Source organism: Streptomyces bambusae (assembly GCF_020532645.1).
Lineage (GTDB): Bacteria > Actinomycetota > Actinomycetes > Streptomycetales > Streptomycetaceae > Streptomyces > Streptomyces bambusae.
Genome location: NZ_JAJAUZ010000038.1, coordinates 1 through 17266 on the forward strand (window position 1 = coordinate 1; position 17266 = coordinate 17266).

Here is a 17266-nt window from a genome sequence, read left to right on the forward strand (position 1 = left end):
GGGGCTGGATTTTGCCCGGCAGCAGCAGGCCGCCCGCAGGCAAGTCCGAGCAGGGGCAGACTCCGGCCCGTCGAGGGGCCCCAGCCCCCTGGGGCTGGGGGAGCCTGAGGACCGGGGGTCCGGGGCGGAGCCCCGGGGGGTCAGGACGGGGACGCGGGGAGGACGGCGGAGACGCGGAAGCCGCCCGCATCCGTGGGGCCGGAGACGAAGACCCCACCCAGCGCCACGACCCGCTCCCGCATGCCGACCAGCCCGTTCCCGCCACTGGGCAGGCTCGCCCCCGGCCCCTCCCCCACCCCGTTCTCCACCTGCATCGCCACCTCGTCCCCCCGGTGCGCCAACCGCACCACCACCCGCGCCCCCGGCGCATGCTTGTGGCAGTTCGTCAACGCCTCCTGCACCACCCGGTACGCCGTCTGCTCCACCTCCGCCGCGTACCCCCGCACCTCGCCCCGTACGTCCAGCTCGACCACCATCCCGGCCGCCCGCGACTCGCCCACCAGCGCCTCGATCTCCCCCAGCGCCGGCCCGCCCTCCTCGGCCACCGCCACCGCCACCGCCAACGGCACGGGCACCGGCACCGGCACCGCCCGCAGCACCCCGAGCATCTCCCGCAGCTCGGTCAGCGCCTGCCGGCCCATGTCCCCCACCAGCCGCGCGTTCTTCGCCGCCTTCGCGGGGTCCTTCGCGGCCACCGCCTCCAGCGCCGCCGCGTGCACCACCATCAGGCTCACCCGGTGCGCCACCACGTCGTGCATCTCCCGCGCGATCCGCGTGCGCTCCTCCGTACGGGCCCACTCAGCCCGCTCCTCGGCCCGGTCGGCCAGCAGCGACAGTTCCCGTTCCAGCGAGTCCGCCCGCTCCTGCAGGCTCTCCATGAGCCGCCGCCGCGCTCCTATGTACAGGCCCAGCAGGACCGGCGGTGCGGTCAGCGCGACGGCCATGAACAGCGAGAGGACGACGACCCACGTCCGGTCCCCGGTCAGATCGCCCCGGGTCTGCACGTACGTGACGACGAACGTGCCCACGAGCGACATCGACGTCAGCACCGCGGTGATCCGCCGCGGCACCTCGGAGGCGGCCAGCGTGTACAGCCCCACCACGGCCAGCAGGAACCCCATCACGGCCGGCGTGACGGCGATGCCCACCAGCACGACGAGCACCGGCCGGCGCCGCCGCAGCACCAGCGTCGAGCCCACCAGCAGCCCGAACACCACCCCCACCGGCACGGGCACGGACGCCTGCCGGGCGAACCCCACCCCTTCGAACGCGCACTCCGCCGCCGACACGGCGGCCAGCGCGACGTCGAGCACCGCCCCCCGCCGCCGCCCCCACCACAACGGCCCGTCCCGTCCCGCCCCGCCCTGCTGTTCCCCCGTACCGGTCATACCACCCACCCTACGATCGCCCCCTCCTCCGGCTCTCTCCGAATTCGCGGCGCAGGAAAGGCCCCGGGCAGACCGTCGCATCCAAGGCAGGTGGTGCGGCATAGTAGGGGCTGCGTCCGCATCTGATCTTCAGAAGCCGGGTCTTCGACCCCGGCTTTTCGGATCCGGACACGCACGACAATCCATCCCGGATCGTCTAAGGGCAGGACAAACGGTTTTGGTCCGTTGAATGAGGGTTCGAATCCTTCTCCGGGAGCCAAACAAATATTCGAGCACGGGTCCCGACCACCACGGTCGGGACCCGTGCTCGTTTCCGCCGCTTAACCCCCCGGTATCCTTCGGTGGTCCACCCCCGAAGCCGAAGGGCACACCCGTGAGCGCCAACCGCCCGGCAGCCGTCGTCGTACTCGCAGCGGGTGAGGGCACCCGCATGAAGTCGGCCACTCCCAAGGTCCTCCACGAGATCTGCGGGCGGTCGCTCGTCGGACACGTCGTCGCGGCCTCCCGCGAGCTGGAGCCGCAGCACCTGGTCGTCGTCGTGGGCCACGCCCGCGAGCAGGTCGCCGCGCACCTCGCGCAGATCGACGCCAAGGTCCGCACCGCCGTCCAGTACGAGCAGAACGGCACCGGCCACGCCGTCCGCATGGCCCTGGAGGAGCTCGGCGGCACGGTCGCCGGGACCGTGGTCGTGGTCTGCGGCGACACCCCGCTGCTGACCGGCGCGACCCTGCGGCAGCTGACCGGGACCCACGAGGCCGACGGCAACGCCGTGACCGTGCTGACCGCCGAGGTGCCGGACTCCACGGGCTACGGCCGGATCATCCGCGACGAGGCCACCGGCGCCGTCACGGCGATCGTCGAGCACAAGGACGCCACCGAGGCGCAGCGCGCGGTCCGCGAGATCAACTCCGGCGTGTTCGCGTTCGACGGGGCGCTGCTGGCGGACGCGCTGAAGAGGGTGCGTACGGACAACAGCCAGGGCGAGGAGTACCTCACGGACGTGCTGGGGATCCTGCGCGAGGCCGGGCACCGGGTGGGTGCCGCGGTCGGCGGGGACCACCGGGAGATCCTGGGGATCAACAACCGGGTGCAGCTCGCGGAGGCCCGGGGCCTGCTGAACGCGCGGCTGCTGGAGCAGGCGATGCTGGCGGGCGTGACGGTGGTGGACCCGGCGTCGACGTTCGTGGACGTGACGGTGACGTTCGGGCAGGACGCGGTCGTCCACCCGGGTACGCAGCTGCTCGGCGCCACCCGTGTCGCCGAAGGCGCCGAGGTGGGTCCGAACACGCGTCTGAAGGACACCTCGGTGGGTGCGCGGGCGCGCGTGGACAACACGGTGGCGGACAGCGCGGTGATCGGCGAGGCGGCGAACGTCGGCCCGTTCGCCTACCTGCGGCCGGGCACGAACCTCGGCGCGAAGTCGAAGGCCGGCGCGTACGTGGAGATGAAGAACGCGACGGTGGGCGAGGGCTCGAAGGTCCCGCACCTGTCGTACGTGGGCGACGCCACGATCGGCGAGTACTCCAACATCGGCGCTGCCAGCGTCTTCGTGAACTACGACGGTGAGCACAAGCACCACACGACGGTCGGCTCGCACTGCCGGACCGGTTCGGACAACATGTTTGTGGCACCCGTCACCATCGGGGACGGCGCCTACACGGCGGCCGGCTCGGTGATCACGAAGGACGTACCGGCGGGCGCCCTGGCCGTCGCCCGGGGCCAGCAGCGGAATATCGAGGGCTGGGTGGCCCGCAAGCGTCCGGGAAGCGCCGCCGCGCAGGCGGCTCAGTCGGCGGTTCAGCCTGCCGCCGACGAAGTCTGACCGGAAACAGGTACGCCGGCGACGGCGTACCGTGATAGGTGCACGCAATTCGGCTGGCTCACCGTGCGCGGGACGGACGCGTACGGGGGCGCAGCAGCAATCAACACGTCTGAGGAGACAGTGCTGTGACCGGGATCAAGACGACCGGCGAGAAGAAGCTGATGCTCTTCTCCGGCCGCGCCCACCCCGAGCTGGCCGAGGAGGTCGCGCACCAGCTGGGTGTCGGCCTCGTGCCGACCAAGGCTTTCGACTTCGCCAACGGTGAGATCTACGTCCGCTTCCAGGAGTCGGCGCGTGGCGCGGACTGCTTCCTGATCCAGAGCCACACGGCTCCGATCAACAAGTGGATCATGGAGCAGCTGATCATGATCGACGCGCTGAAGCGCGCGTCGGCCCGCTCGATCACCGTGATCATCCCGTCCTACGGGTACGCCCGCCAGGACAAGAAGCACAAGGGCCGCGAGCCGATCTCGGCCCGCCTGGTGGCCGACCTGCTGAAGACGGCCGGTGCGGACCGCATCCTGACGGTCGACCTGCACACGGACCAGATCCAGGGCTTCTTCGACGGCCCGGTGGACCACCTCTCGGCGCTGCCGGTCCTCGCGGACTACGTGGGCGCGAAGGTGGACCGCACGAAGCTGACCGTCGTCTCCCCGGACGCCGGCCGCGTGCGCGTCGCCGACCGCTGGTGCGACCGCCTGGACGCGCCGCTGGCGATCGTGCACAAGCGCCGCGACAAGGACGTCGCCAACCAGGTGACCGTCCACGAGGTCGTCGGTGAGGTCAAGGGCCGGGTCTGCGTCCTGGTCGACGACATGATCGACACCGGCGGCACGATCTGCGCCGCGGCCGAGGCGCTGTTCGCGCACGGCGCGGAGGACGTGATCGTGACGGCGACGCACGGCATCCTGTCGGGCCCCGCCGCGGACCGCCTGAAGAACTCGAAGGTGAGCGAGTTCGTGTTCACGAACACGCTGCCGGACCCGTCGGACCTGGAGCTGGACAAGATCACGGTGCTGTCGATCGCGCCGACGATCGCCCGCGCGGTCCGCGAGGTGTTCGAGGACGGCTCCGTGACCTCGCTGTTCGAGGAGCAGCAGTAGTCGCGGAAACGGTCCGCTAGATCGTTTTGAGGTGCGGCCTCCGCGCCGGGTAGACTCATCAAGTTGCTCGGCGAGGGAGGCCGCACTTTTGCGTGCGGGGCTCCGTTATCGACGCGCTCTTCGTAGCAGGCCGTTTGGTTGGCCGGGTGACCCTGTCCGTTCCGTCACCCCACGAGGAGTGAGCATGTCCGAGATCAAGCTTTCCGCCGAGCTCCGCACCACCTTCGGCAAGGGCTCCGCCCGCCAGGCCCGTCGCGACGCCCTGACCCCCGCGGTCATCTACGGCCACGGCCAGGACCCGAAGCACGTCAACGTCGAGGCCCACGGCCTGATGATGGCCCTGAAGACCGCGAACGCCCTCATCTCCCTGGACATCAAGGGCGACGGCGTCGAGCTGGTCCTCCCGAAGGCCATCCAGCGTCACCCGCTGAAGCGCACCATCTCGCACGTCGACTTCCTGGTCGTCAAGAAGGGCGAGAAGGTCACCGTCGAGGTCCCGGTCATCGCCGAGGGCGAGCTGGCCGCCGGCGGCAACCTGCTCGAGCACGTCCTGAGCACCCTGTCGGTCGAGGCCGAGGCCACCCACCTGCCCGAGAACATCACCGTCTCGGTCGAGGGCCTGGAGGCCGGCGCGTCCGTGCACGCCAAGGACATCGCCCTGCCCGCCGGTGTCTCCCTGGCGACCGACGCCGACGCCGTCGTCCTGCAGGTCCTGGCCGCGCAGGCCGAGGAGCCGGCCGCCGAGGCCGAGGCCGGCGCCGAGGCCTGAGCCTCTGCCCCCTGGCTTTTGCCGACCGACCGCCGTCCTGCTCCACTGGAGCGGGACGGCGGTCGTCCCATTGAAGGAGCTTTTTCTGATGGCGGACGACGCGACGACGCCGTGGCTGGTCGTGGGCCTGGGCAATCCGGGCGGTGAGTACGCGGGCAATCGCCACAACATCGGCTTCATGGTGGTGGACCTGCTGGCCGAGCGGATGGGCGGCAAGTTCAAGGCGCACAAGGCGCGGGCGCAGGTGCTGGAGGGCCGGATCGGCCCGCCGGGGCCGGCGAACCGGCGGGTGGTGCTGGCCAAGCCGATGTCGTTCATGAACCTGTCGGGCGGCCCGGTGACGGCGCTGCGGGACTTCTACAAGGTGCCGGTGGAGCGGATCATCGCCGTGCACGACGAGCTGGACATCGACTACGCGACCCTGCGGCTGAAGCTGGGCGGCGGGGACAACGGGCACAACGGCCTGAAGTCGATGACGAAGTCGATGGGCGCGGAGTACCACCGGGTGCGGTGCGGGATCGGGCGTCCGCCGGGCCGGATGCAGGTCGCGGACTTCGTGCTGAAGGACTTCTCGTCGACGGAGCGCAAGGAGCTGGACTGGTTCGTGGACCGTTCGGCGGACGCCGTCGAGTGCCTGGTCCTGGAGGGCCTGGAGCGGGCCCAGTCCACGTACAACTCGTGACGGCGCACGTCGCGTGACGGCGCACCTCGCGTGAACTGCGGGCGGCGGCGGCCTAACCGGTCGCCGCCGTTCCGGATCGTTACACCGGACAAAGGGTGCGGGAGACGGCATTCCCGTACGAATACTGACGCGTACCTCTTGACCGTGGACAGTCGGGCTCAGCATGCTGAGCCGCCACCTCCCACGGCACATCCCCCCGCTCTCTGCCAGAGGTACACCATGCCCATGTCCCGGAACCGTCGGGCCGTGGCCGCCCTTCCCCTCGCGGCCTCCCTGTTCCTCGCCGCCGGCGCCGCCCCCGCCGCCGCCGCCGACACGTACACCGTCCCCATGCACCAGGCGCTCCCCGTCACGGCCACCTCGGCCGGCGTCTCGCACGAGCCGAAGTGTGCCGACATCCCCGCGAACCAGGACGGCTGGCACTTCGTGCTGCCCGGCAACTCCACCGAGTTCGTGAAGCTGACGGTCACCTTCCAGCCCGGCGGCACCCAGGAGATCACCGTCTTCGGGCCGCCGACCGAGAAGCACGCGTACGCGGCCTCCGCGCCGGGTGCCACGCTGACGGCCGCCTCCGCCGAGGTGGAGGGCGGCAGCGTGAAGTGGTTCAACCTGTCCCACACCTGCCCGGCCACGGTGAAGCCGAGCCAGTCCCCGTCGGCCACGCCCAGCGGTACGCCGAGCAGCACGCCGTCCCGGACGGCGAGCCAGACCCCGTCGGGCACCCCGTCGACGACCGCGAGCGGTTCGGCGAGCGCGACGCCGTCGGGCACGGTGTCCGCGAGCACGTCGACCGAGCCGTCCTCGTCGGTCTCCGCCTCCGCCTCCGCCTCCCCCTCGGGTACAGCCGCCACGGCCGGCTCCACGGGCGGCACCGGCGGCGGCGACCTGGCCGAGACCGGTTCGAGCACCCCGGTGGGGCTGCTGGCCGCGATGGCCGGTGCGCTGATCACCGCCGGTGCGGTCCTGGTGATCCGCCGCCGCCGGACCGGCACCGAGGGCTGATCCCGCCCGGCACCGCAGCCGTACGGCACGACGAAGGCCCCCGCACCGGCACGGTGCGGGGGCCTCCGTCACGCTGCGGGCGCCGGGTCAGCCGGTGTTGCGCAGGCCGGCGGCCACGCCGTTCACGGTGAGCAGCAGGGCCCGGGAGAGCAGCGGGTCGGGGTCCTCGCCGCGGGCGGCGGCGGCCCGCTGCCGGGCCAGCAGGGAGACCTGGAGGTAGGAGATGGGGTCCAGGTAGGCGTCGCGGACCGCGAAGGTCTGCTGGAGCACCGGCTGGGAGTCGAGCAGCTGCTCGCCACCGGTGATCCGCAGGACCTCGCGGACGGTCAGCTCGTGCTCGGCCTCGATGGTGGCGAAGACGTGCTTGAGCTCGTCGGGGACGAGGGTGTCGACGTAGTGGCGGGCGATCCGCAGGTCCGTCTTGGCCAGCGTCATCTCGACGTTGGAGAGGAAGTTGCGGAAGAAGTGCCAGCGCTCGCCCATCTCGGTGAGCACGTCCTCCTGGCCGGCCTCGCGCAGGGCCTTGAGGCCGGAGCCGACGCCGAACCAGCCGGGGACGATCTGCCGGGACTGGGTCCAGCCGAACACCCACGGGATGGCGCGCAGGCCGTCGAGGCCGGCGCCGGAGTCGGGACGGCGGGAGGGCCGGGAGCCCAGGTGCAGGTCGGCGAGCTGGTCGACGGGGGTGGCCGCGAAGAAGTACGCGGGCAGGTCCGGGTCCTCGACCAGGCGTCGGTAGGTGGCGTGGGCGGCGTCGGAGACGATCTCCATGGCCCCGTCCCAGAGGGTGAGGGCCTCTTCGGACTGGCGCGGCGCGGTGTGCAGGGCGGAGGCCTGCAGGGTGGCGGCGACGGTCAGTTCGAGGTTCTCGCGGGCCAGGGACGGCACGAGGTACTTGTCGGAGATGACCTCGCCCTGCTCGGTGACCTTGATCTCGCCTTCGAGGGTGCCCCAGGGCTGGGCGAGGATCGCGTCGTGCGAGGGGCCGCCGCCGCGGCCGACGGTGCCGCCGCGGCCGTGGAAGAGGCGCAGCCGGACGCCGTAGCGGTGGGCGACGTCGCGGAGCCGGCGCTGGGCGCGGTGGATCTCCCACTGGCTGGTGGTGATGCCGCCGAACTTGCTGGAGTCGGAGTAGCCGAGCATGACCTCCTGGACGTCGCCGCGGAGCGAGACGAGGCGGCGGTAGGAGGGGTCCGCGAGCATCTCGTCGAGGATGACGTCGGCGGCGCGCAGCTCGTCGGTGGTCTCCAGGAGCGGGACGATGCCGATCTTGGCCCAGCCGGCGTGCAGGTCGAGGAGGCCGGCCTCGCGGGCGAGGAGGGCGGCGGCGAAGACGTCGTCGGCGCCCTGGCACATCGAGATGATGTAGGACTCGATGACTTCGGGGCCGAACTTCTCGAAGGCGTCCTTGATCGTGCTGAAGACGCCGAGGGTCTTGAGGCCGGCGGCGTCCAGCGGCGGCGGGACGGGAGCCAGCGGCCGGCGGGAGCGCAGCTCCTTGGCGAGGAGCTTCTGCCGGTACTCGCGCGGCATGTCGGCGTACCGCCAGGACTCCTCGCCCAGGCGGTCGAAGAGCTGGCCGAGGGCGTGGTGGTGGGCGTCGGCGTGCTCGCGTACGTCCATGGTGGCGAGCTGGAGGCCGAAGGCGGCGAGGGTGCGGATGGTGCGGTCCATCCGGCCGTCGGCGAAGAGGGCGCCGCGGTGCTCGCGCAGCGAGGTCTGGATGAGGGTGAGGTCGGCGAGCAGCTCGGCGGTGCCGAGGTAGTCGCGGCCGTCCTCGTGGGGGGTGCCCTTGGCGAGGCGCTCGCGGGTGTTGACGAGCTTCTGCCGGATGCAGGTGGCCTTGAGGCGGTACGGCTCCTCGGAGTTGAGGCGCTTGTAGCGGGGGCTGATCTCCGGGAGGCGCTCCAGGTCGGCCTGGAGGGAGGTAAGGAGTTCCTCGGTGGCGCCGGCGTAGCGGATGGAGTTGGAGAGCAGGCTGCGCAGGAAGTCGACCAGTTCGAGGGCGTCGGTGATGCCGTGCTCGTGCTGGAGGATCAGGACTTCGCGGGTGACCTCGGGGGTGACGTTCGGGTTGCCGTCGCGGTCGCCGCCGATCCAGGTGCCGAAGGTGAGGGGGCGGGTGCCGGGGGGCAGTTCGACGCCGACGCGCTGGAGTTCGGCGGAGAGGTCCTCCAGGACGTCTCCGACGGCTCCGGCGTGGAGTTCGTCGAGGTAGTAGATGGCGTTGCGGGCCTCGTCGGCGGGCTCGGGGCGGGTGACGCGCAGTTCGTCGGTCTGCCAGACGAGGTCGATGTTCTCGGCGAGCCGCAGGTCGTGGCGACGGCGGTCGGCACCGGAGACGGGCTCTTCGAGGAGGGCGGCGATGCGGCGCAGCTTGTTGAGGACGCTGCGGCGGGCGGCCTCGGTGGGGTGCGCGGTGAAGACCGGGCGGACGTTGAGGTTCCTGACCGTCTCGCGCAGGTGCTCGGGGTCGGCGTCCTTGAGCATGTCGGCGGTGCGGGCGAGCAGGCCGCCCTCGGCGGCGCGGTGGGCGCGCAGCTCGCGGCCGCGGTGCACCTGCTCGGTGACGTTCGCGAGGTGGAAGTACGTGGAGAAGGCGCGGACCAGCTTGGCCGCCGTCTCCAGGTCGGTGGCGCCGAGGAGCTCGGCGGCGGCCTCGCCGTCGGTGCGCGTGAGTGCGCGGACCTGTTCGACGAGGTCGAGGAGGTGCTGGCCCTCCTGGCGTACGAGGGTCTCGCCGAGGAGGTCGCCGAGGCGGCGGATGTCCGCGCGCAGCTCTGCGTTGGCGGCCTGGGCCGGGGCGTCGGTGCCCCGGGTGGCGGGAGTCTGGTCGGCACTGCTCACAGGTGCGGCTCCTTGCAGTGTTTCGAGCGCTACTGGGAGGTGGGCTTCCGGGTGCGGGCGTACGGCGGCGGCCTCCGGACGGCTGTCCGGGGGTTCCCCGTGCGCGCAGCCCCGGGCTGCCCGTGCGGACCGCGCTGTCCGACGGGTCCAAGGATAGGTGTCGTCGCTCGCGGACCGGTCGCATGTCTCGGGGTGCGGACGGGTCCCTTTGCCGGAGGGAGTGACGCTGGGATACTTACGATGCCGTAGGTTACGGATCCGTAGCCTCGGCGCCTGCCGATTCCCTCACCCTCAGGGGACACCTCATGACCATCAGCCCCGACGTGCTCGAAGAGACCCCGGAGGGAGCCGGCGATACGCCGGCGTCCGCCACGCTGGGTGGTGAGAGCAAGCGGTCGATCGAGCAGATCGCGCTGCTGATCTTCATCATCGTGCCGTTCCTGGCAGTGCTGGCGGCGGTGCCGCTGGCGTGGGGCTGGGGGGTGAGCTGGCTGGATCTGGGCCTGATGGTGTTCATGTACTTCCTGGCGTGCCACGGCATCACCATCGGGTTCCACCGGTACTTCACGCACGGTTCGTTCAAGGCGAAGCGGCCGCTGCGGATCGCGCTGGCGGTCGCGGGGTCGATGGCGGTGGAGGGGCCGCTGGTGCGGTGGGTGGCGGACCACCGCAAGCACCACAAGTTCTCGGACGCGGAGGGTGACCCGCACTCGCCGTGGCGGTTCGGCGAGACGGTGCCGGCGCTGCTGAAGGGCCTGTGGTGGGCCCACATCGGCTGGCTGTTCGACGAGGAGCAGACCGACCAGCAGAAGTACGCGCCAGACCTGATCAAGGACCCGGCGATCCGCCGGATCTCCCGGGACTTCATCTACTGGACGATGCTGTCGCTGGCGATCCCCCCGCTGGTGGGCGGTCTGGTGACCATGTCGTGGTGGGGCGCGTTCACGGCGTTCTTCTGGGGCTCGCTGGTCCGGGTGGCGCTGCTGCACCACGTGACCTGGTCGATCAACTCGATCTGCCACGCGGTGGGCAAGCGGCCGTTCAAGTCGCGGGACCGGTCGGGCAACGTGTGGTGGCTGGCGGTGCTGTCGTGCGGGGAGTCCTGGCACAACCTGCACCACGCGGACCCGACGTCGGCGCGGCACGGGGTGCTGCGCGGGCAGATCGACTCCAGCGCCCGGCTGATCCGCTGGTTCGAGCTGGCGGGCTGGGCCTCTGACGTGCGGTGGCCGTCGGACGCGCGGATCGATGCCCGGCGCAAGGAGAAAGCCGCGAACGCGGCATGATGGGTGACGTGGCGATCGACGGCAGCAGCAATCCAGGCAGTGACAAACCGCGGCGGGGCCGCCGGGTGCGGATGACGGGCGCCGAGCGGCGCCAGCAGCTTCTCGACATCGGTCGCACGCTGTTCGCGGAGAAGGGCTTCGAAGGCACGTCGGTGGAGGAGATCGCGGCCAAGGCCGGGGTGTCGAAGCCGGTGGTGTACGAGCACTTCGGCGGCAAGGAGGGCCTCTACGCGGTCGTCGTCGACCGGGAGATGCGCCAGCTGCTGGAGGGTGTGACCGGGGCGCTGACCGCGGGGCATCCGCGGGAGCTGCTGGAGCAGGCGGCGTTCGCTCTGCTGGACTACATCGAGAACTACACGGACGGCTTCCGGATCCTGGTCCGGGATTCGCCGGTGGCCCAGTCCACGGGCACGTTCGCCTCGCTGATCAGTGACATCGCCACGCAGGTCGAGGACATCCTGGGCCTGGAGTTCAAGGCCCGCGGCTTCGACCCGAAGCTGGCGCCGCTGTACGCGCAGGCGCTGGTGGGGATGGTGGCGCTGACCGGCCAGTGGTGGCTGGAGACCCGGCGCCCGAAGAAGGCCGAGGTGGCCGCTCACCTGGTGAACCTGGCGTGGCACGGGCTGGACGGCCTGGAGGCGAAGCCGCGGCTGGTGGGGCACCGCAAGAACTGAGCGGAGCGTGCACGACGGGGGCGGCCCCGGGTCCCGGCGGGCCCGGGGCCGCCCTCCGTTTTTCCGGCCGCGGCGGTGCGCCGCCGGGCCCCGGCCGGCTCCGGCGGCCGGATGCCCGAGTGGCCGAAAGGTTGTACGCGGCTGATCTTCTTTTTTCCGGTTCCGGCTGGCTAACCTCGGAATACGTTCCGGGGGACTCCTCACGCGCGCTGACGCCACGCGCGCGTTCCTGCCAGCACACGGCACTCCCCCGCCGAGACCGATTTCCCTGGGGGAATCTTGCACTCCACCCGTGCCACGCGCCGCGGCCTGGGCCGCGTCGCCGCCTGCACCGCCGTTGCGCTCGCCGCCGGCACCCTGCTGTCGGCCGTTCCCGCGTCCGCTGCCGGGAAGTCCCTGCCGCAGCCCGAGGTCACCCGGCCCAAGGCCGCGCAGCCGGCCTCGTACGCGCTGGTCAAGGCCAAGCCGCGGCTGGACTTCGACGCCGACGGCAAGAACGACATGCTGTACCGCTACGTCGACGGCTCGCTGGCGGTGCTGCCGGGCAACGACGGCGAGGAGTCCGAGTTCCTGATCGCCGGTTCGGCGACGCCCGGGTTCAAGGACGTCATCCCGGTCGGCCAGCTCGGCGGCGACGCCCGTCCCGAGCTGCTGACGCTGACCGCGTCGGGCCGTCTCTCGCTGGTCTCGGGCAACGGCCCGGCCGGCACCGGCGCGGCCACCTGGTCGGGCAACGGCTGGAGCATCTACAACAAGGTGGTCTCCCCGGGCGACCTCACCAAGGACGGCCGCCCCGACCTGCTGGCCCGTACCCCCTCAGGTGACCTGTACCTGTACAAGGGCACCGGGCAGCTGTCCGGCAAGCCGTTCGAGGCGCGGGTGAAGGTCGGCACCGGCTGGCACATCTACGACCAGATCGTCGGCACCGGCGACATGGACGGCGACGGCCTCGGCGACCTCGTGGCCAAGGACGTCAAGGGCTACCTGTACTCGTACAAGGGCTCCGGCGTCGCAGCCACCCCGTACAAGCCGCGGCTGAAGGTCGGCGCCGGCTGGAACATGTTCAACCAGGTCACCGCGCTCGACGACGTCACCGGTGACGGCCGCGCGGACATCGCGGGCCGCACCCACGCGGGGAAGCTCTACCTGTACCCGTCCAAGGGCGGCGGCCTGTTCGGCGCGCGCAGCGAGCTGGCGACCGGCATGGAGTTCGTGAACCTGATGGTGGGCCAGGGCGGTGTCCCGGACTACGGCAAGGGCGCGCTGGCGTACTCCGTCGAGACCAGCGAAGGCGGCGACGACGGGAAGACCACCCAGCTGTTCACGCACCTCGCGCTGACCAACGGCGAGTTCCTGCCCGCCGAGGAGTCGATCACCACCGGCCACGTGGACGGAGTGGGCTTCGTCGCGTACGCCTCCGGCCTCGACGACACGAACACCCCGCACGCACTCATCGACAACGACTCCCTGTTCAACGCCAGCGTCCCGGGCAGCGGCACGATCCTCATCCCCGGCGAGGACGGCGTGATGATGTCGGGCGAGCGGCAGCTCGGTCCGGGCGACCTGACCGGCGACGGCAAGGGCGACGTCCTCCAGGTCCACAGCGGGGTGCTCTACCTGTTCGCGGGCGACGGCACCGGCACCCGGATGACGCAGACCGTCAAGGTCGGCAGCGGCTGGAGCATCTACCGCGGCATCGCCGGCTCCGGTGACCTGACCGGTGACGGCCGTGCCGACGTGGTCGCCGTCGACAAGTCGAACAACCTGTTCCTGTACAAGGGCACCGGCACGGCCGCCACGCCGTTCGCGCCGCGCGTCCAGATCGCCACGAACTGGACCGGCAGCCTCGCGGCCCCCGGTGACATCAACGGCGACGGCCGCGCGGACCTGGTGACCGCCAAGGACGGCGTCATGTACCGCGTGACGTCCACCGGCCTGACCGGCACCGCGCTGCTCTCCGCCCCGGTCAAGCTGGCCGGCGACTGGCCGGTCAAGTACCTGCGCTGAGCCTCACCCGCACGGGTGTACGGGGGCGCGCCGCCGGCGTGCCCCCGTACCGCCCTGCTCTTTCCTCTCTCTTCCGCTCCGCACGCTGCTCCATCTCCGTACGCCGTCTCCAGGGGGAACCTTGAACACTTCGCGTCCCGCGCAGCTCCGTCGCATCGCGGCCTGCACTGCCGTCGCTCTCGCCGCCGGTGCCCTGCTCGCCGGGCCGGCCACCGCGGCCGGGTCCGCGGACCGGCCGCACGCCGCGGCCGACCGGTCGGTGCCCTCGCTCGACGCCCGGCCGAAGCTGGAGCTGCCGCAGGGGGCCGCGCGCGGCACCTTCGCCGCCGGCGCGGACGGGGCCGCCCCGCGGTACGACTTCGACGCCGACGGGCAGGCCGACATCCTGTACCGGGCCATCGACGGCCACTACTACATCGCGCGTCCCCACCTCGGGATCGACGACGTCGAGCTCACCCTCGGCGAGAACGAGAACGTGGACTACAAGGACGTCATCCCGGTCGGCCGGGTGGACGCCGACCGCTACGGCGACCTGCTGACCCTGACCACGGACGGCCGGCTGTCCCTGTACCGCGGCAAGTCCGCCGCGAACACGGACTTCACCCCGGTGTGGTCGGGCGGCGGCTGGCACGGCTTCAACAAGGTGCTCTCGCCCGGCGACCTGACCGGCGACGGCAAGGCCGACGTGCTGGCGCGCACCCACGACGGCGTGCTGTACCTGTACCAGGGCACCGGCAGCCTCACCACGCCGTTCAAGACCGCGCTGAAGATCGGCGGGGGCTGGCAGTACTACGACCACCTGGTCGGCACCAACGACGTCAACGGCGACAAGATCGCCGACATGGTGGCCCGCGACACCACCGGCAACCTCTTCACGTACCTGGGCACCGGCCAGGCCGCGGCGCCTTTCAAGCCCGCCCTGAAGACCGGTACCGGCTTCGGCATCTACAACCAGATCGTCGGCGTCGAGGACATCAGCGGCGACGGCCTGGGCGACCTGATGGCCCGGACCACCTCCGGCCAGATCTACTCGTACGCGGCCAACGGCTCGGGCGGCTTCAAGGCCCGTCTGGCGGGCGCCACCGGCTTCAACTACATCACCCAGTTCGCCGCCCAGGGCGGGGTCCCGGACTTCGGCCGCACCGAGCTGCTGGCGCGCGACACCGCGGGCACCCTGTTCTGGTACTACTCCAAGAACAACGGCACGCTGAGCAAGCGCGAGCAGATCAGCAAGACCGGCGGCTGGAAGGACGCGCGGATCACGTTCGCCTCCGCGCTCGCCCACAACAACAGCGGCGACCTGCTGCAGATCGCCAACGACAAGCTGTACGTGAACGGTGACGCGCTCACCTCCGGCTGGAACATCTACAACCACCTGGTCGGCCCGGGCGACGTCTCCGGTGACGGCAAGGGCGACCTGCTGGCCCGCGACAAGAACGGGGTCCTGTACCTGTACCAGGGCAACGGCGCGGGCACCGGCTTCAAGACCCGGGTGAAGGTGGGCGCGGGCTGGAACGGCTTCACCAAGATCACCGGCGCCGGGGACCTGACCGGTGACGGCCGCGGCGACCTGCTGGCCCGGGCCGCCAACGGCGACCTGTACGTCTACCCGGGCACCGGGCAGGCGGGCTACCCGTTCAAGAAGGGCATCAAGGCGGGCACCGGCTACGGCATCTACAAGCAGCTGGTCGTGGCCGGGGACCTGACCGGTGACGGCCGCGCCGACGTGCTCGCGACCGACGCCGCGGGCACCCTGTGGCGCTACGACTCGTACGGCAACGCCAAGCTGACCGCCCGCACGAAGATCGGAACGGGTTACCAGATCTACTCGAACCTGTACTAATTTCTCGGGGGTGCCCCGTTCGCGGTTCCGGACCTGATCCGGAACGGAACCGGAACGGGGCGCCTCTTCGTGTTCTCGGGGGAAACCACTGGGGGATTCACGTGTCACAGAAGACGCAGACGCACCATAAGACTCTGGGCCGCATCGCGGCCTGCACCGCCGTGGCACTGGCCGCGGGCACCCTGCTGGCGGGCCCGGCGTCCGCCGCGGGCGACCGGCCGGACCGCGGGTTCGACACCACGGAGCACCTCGGCCCGCAGCAGCAGGTCGTGCAGCCCGGCCCGCTTCCGGAGGCCGCCGCGCCGCGCGGCACCTTCGCCGCCGCGGCCGGCGCCCGTACCGCCCCGCGCTTCGACGCGGACGGCGACGGCAAGGCCGACGTGCTCTACCGGGCCATCGACGGCCGGTACTTCGTGAACCCGGGCAGCGGGTCCAGCCCGTTCACCTACAAGGTGGGCCGCCCGGCGACGAACTTCGAGTACAAGGACGTCATCCCGGTCGGCAACCTGACCGGCGACAAGTCCACCGAGCTCCTGACGCTCAGCCCGGACGGCGCCCTGACGCTCTACCCGGGCGCGGGCCGCACCGGCACGTCCACCACCGCCCGCTGGTCGGGCCGCGGCTGGACGATGTACAACAAGATCATCGCGCCCGGCGACCTGACCGGCGACGGCAAGGCCGACCTGCTGGCGCGCACCCACTCGGGCGTGCTGTACCTGTACCCGAGCACCGGGAACGCCTCGGACCCGTTCAAGGCTCCGGTGAAGGTCGGCGCCGGCTGGCAGGCGTTCGACCAGCTGGTGGGCGCGGGCGACACCGACGGGGACGGCAGGGCCGACCTCGTGGTCCGCACGCCCGGCGGCGACCTGTACCGCTACCCGGGCACGGGCAAGGCCTCCGAGCCCTTCGGGGCCCGCAAGAAGGTCGGCTTCGGCTACCAGACGTACAACCAGCTCGTCGGTGTGGACGACCGCAACGGCGACGGCCTGGGCGACCTGATGGCCCGTACCGTCGGCGGCTCGGCCTACCTGTACCACTCGGACGGCAAGGGCGGCTTCAAGGCCCGCTCCTACGCCGGCGACCGCTGGAACGTGTCCACCAACTTCGCCGCCCAGGGCGCCGTTCCCGGCTTCGGCCGCAACGACCTCGTGGGCCGCGACGGTGCGGGCACGCTGTGGTGGTACTTCTCCAAGAACAACGGCACGCTGGGCGCCCGGCAGAAGCTGAGCAAGGACGGCGGCTGGCTGGGCGCCAACGTCAACTACGTCTCCTCGCTGGACAACGACAGCGACGGCGATCTGGTGGAGATCTGGAACGGCCACCTGTTCAAGGAGGCCACGGACATGGGTGCCGGCTGGGGCGTGTACAACGCGCTCGCCGGTGTCGGCGACCTGTCCGGCGACGGCCGCGGCGACCTGCTCGCCCGCGACCGCAGCGGCAACCTCTACCTGTACAAGACGCAGGGCGGCAAGCTGGCCCCGCGCATCAAGGTGGGCGCGGGCTGGGGCGGTTACAACAAGCTGGCCGGCGCCGGCGACATGACCGGCGACGGGCGCGCGGACCTGGTGGCCCGCGACGGCCGCGGCAACCTGTACCTGTACCCGGGCACCGGCAACGCGAAGGCCCCCTTCGCCGGCCGCGTGAAGATCGGCACCGGCTACGGCGCCTACCGCCAGCTCGTCGTCACCGGCGACCTGAACGGCGACAGCCGCGCCGACCTGGTCGCCACCGACTCCTCGGGCAACCTCTGGCGCTACACCTCGTACGGCTCGGGCAAGCTCACCGCCCGCGCCAAGATCGGCACGGGCTACCAGATCTACGGCAACCTGTACTAGTCACCACC

At 71.3% G+C, this 17266-nt stretch carries 12 protein-coding genes and 1 tRNA gene; 11 read left to right on the forward strand and 2 right to left on the reverse strand.

Annotated features, from left to right (window positions below):
• Nucleotides 1–140: 140 nt before the first annotated feature.
• Nucleotides 141–1388 carry a sensor histidine kinase gene (locus LG634_RS24170; RefSeq protein ID WP_226736199.1) on the reverse strand — a complete coding sequence of 416 codons (1248 nt, stop codon included), beginning with the start codon at nucleotides 1386–1388 and terminating at the stop codon, nucleotides 141–143.
• Between the two features lie 185 nt (nucleotides 1389–1573).
• Between LG634_RS24170 and LG634_RS24175 the strand changes: the two genes are divergently transcribed.
• From LG634_RS24175 to LG634_RS24200, 6 genes are all read left to right on the forward strand, one after another.
• Nucleotides 1574–1647, forward strand: a tRNA-Gln gene (locus tag LG634_RS24175).
• A gap of 114 nt (nucleotides 1648–1761) precedes the next feature.
• Nucleotides 1762–3210, forward strand: coding sequence for a bifunctional UDP-N-acetylglucosamine diphosphorylase/glucosamine-1-phosphate N-acetyltransferase GlmU (gene glmU / locus LG634_RS24180; protein ID WP_226736201.1), 1449 nt, complete (start codon nucleotides 1762–1764; stop codon nucleotides 3208–3210).
• Nucleotides 3211–3335: 125 nt separating this feature from the next.
• Nucleotides 3336–4313: a ribose-phosphate diphosphokinase gene (locus LG634_RS24185; RefSeq protein ID WP_226736203.1), complete on the forward strand. Its 978-nt coding sequence runs from the start codon at nucleotides 3336–3338 to the stop codon at nucleotides 4311–4313.
• Between the two features lie 184 nt (nucleotides 4314–4497).
• Nucleotides 4498–5082, forward strand: coding sequence for a 50S ribosomal protein L25/general stress protein Ctc (locus tag LG634_RS24190; RefSeq protein WP_226736205.1), 585 nt, complete (start codon nucleotides 4498–4500; stop codon nucleotides 5080–5082).
• Nucleotides 5083–5170: 88 nt separating this feature from the next.
• Nucleotides 5171–5764, forward strand: coding sequence for an aminoacyl-tRNA hydrolase (gene pth / locus LG634_RS24195; protein ID WP_226736207.1), 594 nt, complete (start codon nucleotides 5171–5173; stop codon nucleotides 5762–5764).
• A 225-nt stretch (nucleotides 5765–5989) separates the two neighbouring features.
• Nucleotides 5990–6766 (forward strand): LAVTG motif-containing sortase-dependent surface protein, encoded by a 777-nt coding sequence (locus LG634_RS24200; protein ID WP_226736209.1) that lies wholly within the window; start codon nucleotides 5990–5992, stop codon nucleotides 6764–6766.
• 87 nt (nucleotides 6767–6853) lie between these two features.
• On the opposite strand, the gene ppc is transcribed toward LG634_RS24200, so the two are convergent.
• The gene (gene ppc, locus LG634_RS24205; RefSeq protein WP_372482481.1) at nucleotides 6854–9613 is read right to left on the reverse strand and encodes a phosphoenolpyruvate carboxylase; all 2760 of its coding nucleotides are present in this window, start codon (nucleotides 9611–9613) and stop codon (nucleotides 6854–6856) included.
• Between the two features lie 305 nt (nucleotides 9614–9918).
• On the opposite strand from ppc, the gene LG634_RS24210 reads away from it, so the two are divergent.
• The 5 genes from LG634_RS24210 (at nucleotide 9919) to LG634_RS24230 (ending at nucleotide 17258) form a co-directional block, all read left to right on the forward strand.
• On the forward strand, nucleotides 9919–10899 hold the full coding sequence (locus LG634_RS24210; protein ID WP_226736211.1) for an acyl-CoA desaturase: 981 nt from the start codon (nucleotides 9919–9921) through the stop codon (nucleotides 10897–10899).
• Nucleotides 10896–11573, forward strand: a complete 678-nt coding sequence (locus LG634_RS24215) for a TetR/AcrR family transcriptional regulator (protein ID WP_226736213.1) — start codon at nucleotides 10896–10898, stop codon at nucleotides 11571–11573. Before LG634_RS24210 ends, LG634_RS24215 begins: the two co-directional genes overlap by 4 nt.
• Nucleotides 11574–11852: 279 nt before the next feature.
• Nucleotides 11853–13580, forward strand: coding sequence for an FG-GAP repeat domain-containing protein (locus LG634_RS24220; RefSeq protein ID WP_226736216.1), 1728 nt, complete (start codon nucleotides 11853–11855; stop codon nucleotides 13578–13580).
• Between the two features lie 121 nt (nucleotides 13581–13701).
• Nucleotides 13702–15423 carry an FG-GAP repeat domain-containing protein gene (locus LG634_RS24225; RefSeq protein WP_226736218.1) on the forward strand — a complete coding sequence of 574 codons (1722 nt, stop codon included), beginning with the start codon at nucleotides 13702–13704 and terminating at the stop codon, nucleotides 15421–15423.
• A gap of 101 nt (nucleotides 15424–15524) precedes the next feature.
• The gene (locus LG634_RS24230; protein ID WP_226736219.1) at nucleotides 15525–17258 is read left to right on the forward strand and encodes an FG-GAP repeat domain-containing protein; all 1734 of its coding nucleotides are present in this window, start codon (nucleotides 15525–15527) and stop codon (nucleotides 17256–17258) included.
• The last annotated feature ends 8 nt before the right edge of the window (nucleotides 17259–17266 follow it).